The organism is Streptomyces sp. NPDC058307 (assembly GCF_042880295.1).
Classification (GTDB): Bacteria; Actinomycetota; Actinomycetes; order Streptomycetales; family Streptomycetaceae; genus Streptomyces.
Window position 1 is genome coordinate 1 of sequence record NZ_JBHVYZ010000127.1, and the last position, 7,449, is coordinate 7,449.

Annotated in this window: 7 protein-coding genes and 1 pseudogene; 2 read left to right on the top strand and 6 right to left on the bottom strand. The window is 67.2% G+C overall.

Annotated features, from left to right (window positions below; translation table 11 throughout):
- Positions 1 to 261: 261 nt before the first annotated feature.
- The 5 genes from ACFVYN_RS40700 to ACFVYN_RS40720 all read right to left on the bottom strand — a co-directional run bounded on the left by ACFVYN_RS40700 (position 262) and on the right by ACFVYN_RS40720 (position 4,331).
- Positions 262 to 1,053: a phosphatase PAP2 family protein gene (locus tag ACFVYN_RS40700; protein ID WP_390007829.1), complete on the bottom strand. Its 792-nt coding sequence runs from the start codon at positions 1,051 to 1,053 to the stop codon at positions 262 to 264.
- A 219-nt stretch (positions 1,054 to 1,272) separates the two neighbouring features.
- Positions 1,273 to 2,229 (bottom strand): hypothetical protein, encoded by a 957-nt coding sequence (locus ACFVYN_RS40705; protein ID WP_390007832.1) that lies wholly within the window; start codon positions 2,227 to 2,229, stop codon positions 1,273 to 1,275.
- Entirely contained in the window at positions 2,226 to 2,567 is a 342-nt protein-coding gene (locus ACFVYN_RS40710) for a PadR family transcriptional regulator (protein ID WP_390007833.1), read from the bottom strand. The genes ACFVYN_RS40705 and ACFVYN_RS40710 overlap by 4 nt, the downstream gene beginning before the upstream one ends.
- A gap of 424 nt (positions 2,568 to 2,991) precedes the next feature.
- Complete coding sequence (locus ACFVYN_RS40715; protein WP_390007834.1) at positions 2,992 to 3,441, bottom strand: transposase; 450 nt, start codon at positions 3,439 to 3,441, stop codon at positions 2,992 to 2,994.
- A 464-nt stretch (positions 3,442 to 3,905) separates the two neighbouring features.
- Entirely contained in the window at positions 3,906 to 4,331 is a 426-nt protein-coding gene (locus ACFVYN_RS40720) for a hypothetical protein (protein WP_390007837.1), read from the bottom strand.
- Between the two features lie 596 nt (positions 4,332 to 4,927).
- Between ACFVYN_RS40720 and ACFVYN_RS40725 the strand changes: the two are divergent.
- Both ACFVYN_RS40725 and ACFVYN_RS40730 read left to right on the top strand, forming a co-directional pair.
- A pseudogene (locus tag ACFVYN_RS40725) lies at positions 4,928 to 5,211 on the top strand (transposase); the annotation flags it as partial.
- A 57-nt stretch (positions 5,212 to 5,268) separates the two neighbouring features.
- Positions 5,269 to 5,727 carry a DUF4279 domain-containing protein gene (locus tag ACFVYN_RS40730; protein WP_390007840.1) on the top strand — a complete coding sequence of 153 codons (459 nt, stop codon included), beginning with the start codon at positions 5,269 to 5,271 and terminating at the stop codon, positions 5,725 to 5,727.
- A gap of 304 nt (positions 5,728 to 6,031) precedes the next feature.
- Here ACFVYN_RS40730 and ACFVYN_RS40735 read toward each other — a convergent pair whose 3' ends face one another.
- Entirely contained in the window at positions 6,032 to 7,114 is a 1,083-nt protein-coding gene (locus tag ACFVYN_RS40735; protein ID WP_390007841.1) for a hypothetical protein, read from the bottom strand.
- Between the last annotated feature and the right edge of the window lie 335 nt (positions 7,115 to 7,449).

A 7,449-nucleotide genomic window follows, 5' to 3' on the forward strand; every position in this document is an offset into this window, starting at 1 on the left:
CATCCTCGACACCCTCGCCGCATACTGCACACGAATTAGCGACTCAGGACACTAGTGCCGCATCAGGCAACGTTCGCCCTGTGGTGATGTGTTGTCCGGTTGCTGCGCCGGCTGGCCCCGGCCTGTTGACTGGACACGGGAAGACACGCCGGGCGGGGGCGCATCCCCGCTCGGGCGTCGACGGCTTCTTCGACTGGGCGGTGGCGTCGGACCGCCGCTTTGCCAGGATGCGCCGGTTCCCGCCCGGGGCCGGCCGGGTGGTCAGCCCAGTGTGGGGCGTGTGCGGCGTGCGGTCTGTGTGGGCCCCTCCGCTGCGGTGTACCAGAATAGGGAGGCACACAGGAAGGCCGTTACCGCGTAGACCAGCGATTGTGTGACGGAGTCGTCCCGCGCGCCGGCGACGAGCGCGCCGGCCGCTGCCAGTGCCAGGGCTATGGCCGGCAGCGCACGAGGACGCCGTATGACGCCTGGTGCGTCGGCCGCCGGTGGCAGCAACCGGGCCGCGAGGCTGTAACAGGCGCAGGCCAGCAGAGTGGCACCCAGTACATCGCTGGGCCGGTGCTGGTACGTGGCCAGGACGGCGCCACCGGTGACGGTGAGCCACAGCATGCCGGTCACCATCACGTAGGGGCGGACACGGGGGGAAGCGATGAGGGCAAGGCCGAGGGAAAGCGCGGCGGCAATGCCCGTGTGCCCGCTGGGAAAACTCGAGTCGACGAGGCTGACACGCGCCCCGACCAGGTCCGGGCGGGGCAGGAACATCTTGCCTGCCTGCGTGCCCGCGAGCGTGACCATGACGACTCCGGCCGCCGCGCAGCCTTGCCACCAGCGCCTTCGGACCAGGGTGACGCCCACGATGACCGCCATACCCACGATCAGGGTCGGCGTGGCGCTCTGGTCCAGCGGAGGCAGACCCGAGGAACCGTAAGCCGCCCCCGACCAGTCGTAGATCCATGCCGGTTTGGCTCCGGCCTCCTCAGTGAACAGGGCATTCTCCGCCCGCTGCCCGAACGGGTTGCAGACCGCGATCAGGTAGACCGCCAGGAGCCCCAAGAGGTACAGCGGAGCTGAGACCCGAGGTCGTATGGTCCGCGAGAGGCGGGGTTCGGCCGTGATTCCCGGGACCTGGCCGGGGGTGTCCGGCTGTGTGGACAGGGCCGAGGGATCTTGCTGAGTCATCGCTTTCTCTGTTCTTCGGGGGGAGTGTGGTCACGCGCTTCTTCTGGCACGCGGTGGGCCGACAGGCCCGGCCGGCGCACCAAAGATCTGCTCCTATTCGAGGAGTGCCCGGCTCTGTCGACGCTGTGCGGCGATCGCCAGGACCGGGAGGGGTGCGATCAGGAGGAGGAGGACGACCAGGTCCGGCAGGGACTGCATGAACCCGTTCGGCCGGATGACGATCGCCTGCGTGCGGATGAACGCGAACGCCGCGACGGGGATCAGCCACCGGTAGTCCCCGGTGGCGGCCGTCGCCATCCACGCGGCGATCAGCGCGGCGACTTCGAGGGTGAACAGGCCGCGTTGGAAGGCCGGACTGATGGAGATGATGTGCAGGCCCCCGGCCACGAACATGGCGAGCACGACGGGGACCAGCCAGCGGTACGAGTGGCGCCGCAGCCGGCCAGAACGGGAGACCGCCAGCACGGCGCACGCGGTGCACAGTGCCCCCGACAGCACCAGGTCGTGGGCCGTGATCGGGGCGCCCAGCCCGTAGTAGCCCAGGCCCGCCTTGCCTTCGTCGCCGAAGATCGTATTGCTGTTGAACGTGGCACCGGCGTAGATCATCGCTGCTGCGGAAGGCAGCGCGATCCACGGCTTGCCGCGCAGCAGGGCGATCAGGCAGAGCAGCGGAAGCAGCCCGTAGGGCAGGAGCCGTGTCTGCGTGGGCCCTTGCGCCCATGGGTACCACCCGGAGAAGTGGAAGGCGATGGCATGCCGGCCGGGATCGATGTGCAGTGCCCAGTGCCACACATCCTGCAGGTACGGCACCAGCGCCAGCGCGGCGAGGACGAGAGCGGTCAGATGGACGCCGTCCAGCCACCACGGCCGGGCCGTGTCGTCGACGACGGCACGGGCACGGGCCTGCACCCCGGCACGCGCCAAGGCGACGACTTCCCGCGGCGGGGGCCAGGAGCGGCCGGGATACGCCTCGGCCAGGCAGGCCAGCAACTCCTGTCCCTGCCGGGAGCGGTAGGGCTCGGGATAGACCGCAAGCAGCAGACGGTTCATGCCGGGGCCGCTCCGGCATCCCGCGAGCGTCCGATGACGACGGCCGCCGCCTGCTGCATCCGCAGCGCCTCCCGGCCGAGCATCGCGGTGCCGTCCTCGGTGAGCCGGTAGTAGCGCCGCGCCCGTCCGTCCACGATCTCCTCGTCGCCGGCGGCCACTAGCCCGGCCCGCTCCATCCGCTCCAGCGCGCCATAGAGAGTGCCGACAGGAATCCGGAGCCGCCCGTCGGTGGCCTGCTCGGCAGCCTTGATGATGCCGTATCCGTGCAACGGTCCGTCCATGAGCGCAGCAAGGATGAAGTATTGCGGTTCCGTCAAGGACGGGTTCTGCCGTGTCATGGGTCGAGCATATATCGAGCTACGAAATATATCTGCTAGCCCTGGGTGATCACCGGCAGCGCCACCACGCCGCGGCGAGCGTCGTCCTCTCCCGGTCGGCGGGCGCGACGGCGGTCTCCTCGACGCACCCGCGCGGCGCTGCGGATGCTCACCGTGACCTGGTCCGGGCCGAGCGGAATGTCATTTCCACCGTGTCCGCCGGACCCGTCTCGCCTCCGTTGCATCTCCCGTAGATCAGACTCTGTTCGCCCGGACCAACCGCGCGCAGCCGGCGAGGCAGCGTTCGATGAGGCCCGACCCGAGCAGTCGCTTCCCCAGTGCCTCCGGGAAGCGCAGATCGCCGCCCGTGGCCGTCTGCCAGGCCCCTCGACGACTCGGGCTTGCACTTCCGGGGGGTCTCGATCCGGTTACTGACTTCGGCCGGTCAGGGTGAGGTTGGACTGTCGAGGGTCAGGCCGGTGCCTGCTATGAAGCCGTCGAGGGTGTCTGGCCGGTACTGAAGTCGTTTGAGCCGGTTGCGTACGAGGGCTTCGAGTCGGTCCAGGGCGAGTACGGCGAGGTTGGCCAGACTGGGTTTGACGTGCGTCCATACCCCCTCGACGGGGTTGAGGTCGGGCGAGTACGCGGGCAGCAGGAACACCGTCAGCCATTCACGGTCGGCGATCAACTCACGCATAGCGTGGGAGACATGGGTATTCAAACGGTCCCACACCAGCACGATCGGCGCCTTGACGAGCTGGTGGACGCCGTCGACCAGCGCGATGAAGTCCCGCTCACCCATGCTGCGGCGCTTGCCCTTGCCTGCGGGGTGGGTGCGCAGACGGTGGCACAGCCGGGTGCGGGAGCCCGGCCGTATCGCGATCAGCCCGGCCACCGACAGGCGCCCCGAGCGACGCCCTCGAAGATCACCCGGTCCTGGCCCGGCTCGTGCTCGGCGGTTCTGCGCGAGCGCTGTCTGGGCTTCCTCTTCGGATCCCCGCACCTCCCCATCGTCTTGGACGGGGTGATCTGGCAGTCGAGCTGGGAGCTGCCCGTCGACGCGGACTACCTTGGCGGGCGTCGACTGGGACATGAACCGCGCTGGACGGCGCCCCTTGGGCTGGTCGCTCGCCGGGCGCCGGCCCCTCCCGCACAAGCAGCTGCCCGAACCCGGCCAACTGCAGGACCCAACTTCGTCCTCCGGTACCAGTCCATCGCGGGGCGCCTGCGTATGGCGCTGGACGCCCGTCCCGTCGGCAGGAACTGACCCGGGAGGGCTGGCCCGCGCCGCGACGCGTGGGTCAGCTCTCCAAGGTTCTCCGGCCACATCCGCCCAGGCGCCAACGAGCACGCGACGGGTCAACGGCGGCGCCCGACTGTGCCGCGGACGAGGACATAGGGAGTCACGCAGAAGGCATCGATGTTGCAGGCGACGAGCATGGTGAGGAACAGCCAGTAGGTGAAGCCGTGGCCGTCGGAAGCGGCGGCGAGGGACCCGTAGGTGAGGCTGATGAAGATGCCGGTGATGGCGAGCCCGGCAGCCCAGCCCAGCACGCTCATGCCGAAGCCGAGACCGATGAAGGACCAGAACAGGGCGGGACCGGCAACGACGGCGATGGCTAGGAGGAGCGGCGCGGTGATGTCCCGGTCGCCGATGAAGTCCATGAGCTGAGGGACGGAGATGAAGATCCATAAGCCGGTGAAGGCGAGACTGATGACGACGGCGACGATCGTGATCACACGATTGGCGCGGCTGGCGGAGGCGGCGTTCGCGGCGTCGGTCATGAGGCAGTGGACTCCTTCGACTACAGCGGGCGAGGTGTGATCGGATCCATCCCGGTATAGCCGACGCCGACCACAAGGAGGCGTGCTTCCATGCAAGGCGTCTGGGACCCGGCCATGAAGCCGACCCCGCTGGTCCGCACCCGATCTGCTGCGCCTGGAGCGGGCGTGTCCGAAATGACAGGACGTGCGACGCACAGCGGTCCCTCGACGTGTGGTCACCGGTTCAGGCAGCTCTACCTTTCTGGGGCGGGTCTGTCCTCCCGTTCGTAGGGTGAGGAGGCCCAGGAGAGCCGGGTGTGGCTATCAGGCAGCTGCCGGTCATGGCTTTGATGGCTTGGCCGCCTGGTTCCCCACGACGACTCGGCCGCCGATTAGGAAGTGGGAACAAGTCGCTGCGTAGAGCAATGCCGGCGAGGTCGTCCATGGCACGAGGAGTAAGGAACGAGCACGTCAGGAGAGCGATGAGCCGGATATGGGTGGGGGTCGACAGCGGCAAGGGCCACCATCACGGCCTCGCTCTGGACGCGGACGGCAAGACGCTGCTGTCGCGGCGGGTGGCCAACGACTCGACTCTCCGGACGCATTGGCAGACTTCCGCCGGCATCGCACCCGCGCCGCGCGACTCGGGCAAGGTCAGCGGCAACCTCCACCGACCGGTGACCTATCACCGCAGACTCCAGCGGGTCTTCTACACCTCCGCGCTCGTCAGCGTCCGCTACGACCCGAACTCGCGGGAGTTCTACGACCGCAAACGCGCCGAAGGCAAGAAGCACATCCAGGCCGTGCTCGCCCTGGCCCGCCGACGCATCAATTCATCTGGGCCCTGATCCGTGACCGACGGTGCTATGAGGTCACGCCTCCGGCCAGCGAGGCGGGCTGATTGCTGGGCACGCATAATCGCGGTCGGCCCACTTCCAGCGCGGCTATCCTCCACGGGATGCCACTTCGCCAGTACGCATACTTCGCACTGTTCAGCCGGCACGTCTCGGCAGACGCCATGACCTTCCAATTGGGCATGACGCCTGACGAGGTGACTGTTCGCGGCAGCCGGTTCACCGAGCCGGCGGTGGTTCCGGTGGACCACTCGTGGATGGTTGTCTGCCGGGAGCCGGGTCTGCGCGTCGACGAGCAGATCACCCGCGTTCTCGACAGGCTCCAGCCTTACACGGACCGCATCTGCGACCTCACGGGGCAGCTGGCCCGCACCAGCGGCGGAGCAGCGCTCCACGTCGTGCGCTACTTCAACGACATCGACCAAGCCCATCCGAGCGCAGTGGATGCCCCCAGCCTCTTGGGTTGGCACCTGGACCGCAACGTCCTGGACTTCCTTAGCGTCACCGGAGCCGAACTCGACATCGACGAATACGACATGGCCGGAGCCGAGGACGCCAGGTGAGCACATGACCCTCGTACTCACCTGGCACATGAGTTGGACTCCAACGGCTTGCCAACAGCATTAGGAAGCCAGGACATCCCACAAGTCGCGTACGGCGCGCTCGTGGTGCGGGAGGCGGGGTCGGTCAGGGCGGCTCGTGCGGCGGTCGACAGCGGCCGGATCGCGGACTTCGTCCGGCCGGCGCATTGCGTTGGCCTCGAACACCTGGAAGGCCGCGCCCGCGTGAGGTTCTGTACGGTCAGCCCGTGCAGAGCGCTGTCGTTGCGGACGAGCGCGACTTCAAGGTTGTCGTAATTGATGCGGGTCAGTTCGTGAGTTGGTTCTTGTAGAAGATCGTCGACCGGTACTGGACGGGGTCATCGCTGTCGTATTTGCTTGAGAAGCCGAACGCGAGTTGGGGCCCGCTCGGAGAGCGGTAGATCGCGATTCCCTGGGGCTCGCGGCCAGGGAGCACGGTGTCACCCGCGTGGGTTGGGAAGATTTCCTTGTACGACTTCCCGGTGGCATTCATGTCGAGCGTGACCAGGTAGGACGGCTTGGCCGGGTCTGTGGTGTGCTTCGGTGGGCCTCCGTACAGGAGGTAGGCGTACTGGCCGTAGGCGGTGACGCCCTGGAAATGGTCGTCTTCGGTGAGGCCGATATCGCTGTTGCTCGGGAGTTCGCGGGCGGCGAGGCGGGGCAGCGGGACGTCGTCGACGAAGCCCTTGCTGAGGACGCTGGGGAGATCGAAGAGCGCGAGGCGCCACGGGGTGGTAGTTCCCATGTACCGCAGGAGAATCCGGTTGTTGTAGGGATCGATGGCCGGTCTCGGGCAGTCGAAGAAATCGGAGAGGTGGATGATGAATTTCCTGACCGCCGAGTCTGCGTAGCTGAGGTCGCCCCCATCGACGTATTTGAAACGCGCGATGGTGTGGCTGTTGGGCCCGCTTTGGGGGTCGTCGGGACGCGGGTCGCTCCAGTCGCCGGGGACCCACATATACGGGGATCCGTACGTGTCCGGCTCGATGGCTATGTTCGAGCCGTGGTCGAACCCGTGGATCGCCATGGCGCCCAGGACCCGACCGGTTAGGTCGGTCCTGGTCACCCAGAGATCCCCGTTCACGCTGCCGACCTTCGTCTGCACGTAGTAGATGTGGCCGTAGACGTGGTCGAAGGCAAAGGACTGCATCGCCCAGTAGGGCTGGTGGAGCGGCGCGTTCACAAAGAAATTCCCGCCGTCCCCGCCGAGAACGAAGCGCTGCGACGTCCCGACGACAGCGGAAGCCGACTGGGCCGCAAACATGGAAAGGCCGCCGCTTGCAGCGGCGGCCGCCAGGCCTGAACCGGTTCGGAGGAGAGTGCGACGACTGACGGCGGGCGTCCCGCTGTTCTCGGTTCTCTCACGCAACTGCATCATTCCTCTGCTGATCGTTCACCTGATGTGGTGGTTCTTGATCACGCTAGCCCGCGGAACGATAGGTGTCCATGGCGTGAACTCTCAGAGGAATATAGGTATTTCTCAGATTAAAAAGCCTTTACTGGGGTCATTCCTCGAGCCCGCTGGGCCGTCGGCGCGGTGGTCCCGGTCGGGCCTCGCGGGTCAGTAGCCGTTCGTGTTGTGACTGGTCGTCACCACTCCCGGGCAAAGTCGCCACAGCCGTCTGGCTCGGCGGCGTCCACGCCCCTAGCCTCGATCTTTCTTGAGGGTCCGCCGACGGATTCGGTGGACCCTTTTGCTTTCCG

What these genes read in the sequence shown, in the direction of transcription:
- ACFVYN_RS40705 (WP_390007832.1), bottom strand. Translation starts at nt 2,229, where the DNA reads ATGAACCGTCTGCTGCTTGCGGTCTATCCCGAGCCCTACCGCTCCCGG.
- ACFVYN_RS40710 (WP_390007833.1), bottom strand. Translation starts at nt 2,567, where the DNA reads ATGACACGGCAGAACCCGTCCTTGACGGAACCGCAATACTTCATCCTT.
- ACFVYN_RS40720 (WP_390007837.1), bottom strand. Translation starts at nt 4,331, where the DNA reads ATGACCGACGCCGCGAACGCCGCCTCCGCCAGCCGCGCCAATCGTGTG.
- ACFVYN_RS40730 (WP_390007840.1), top strand. Translation starts at nt 5,269, where the DNA reads ATGCCACTTCGCCAGTACGCATACTTCGCACTGTTCAGCCGGCACGTC.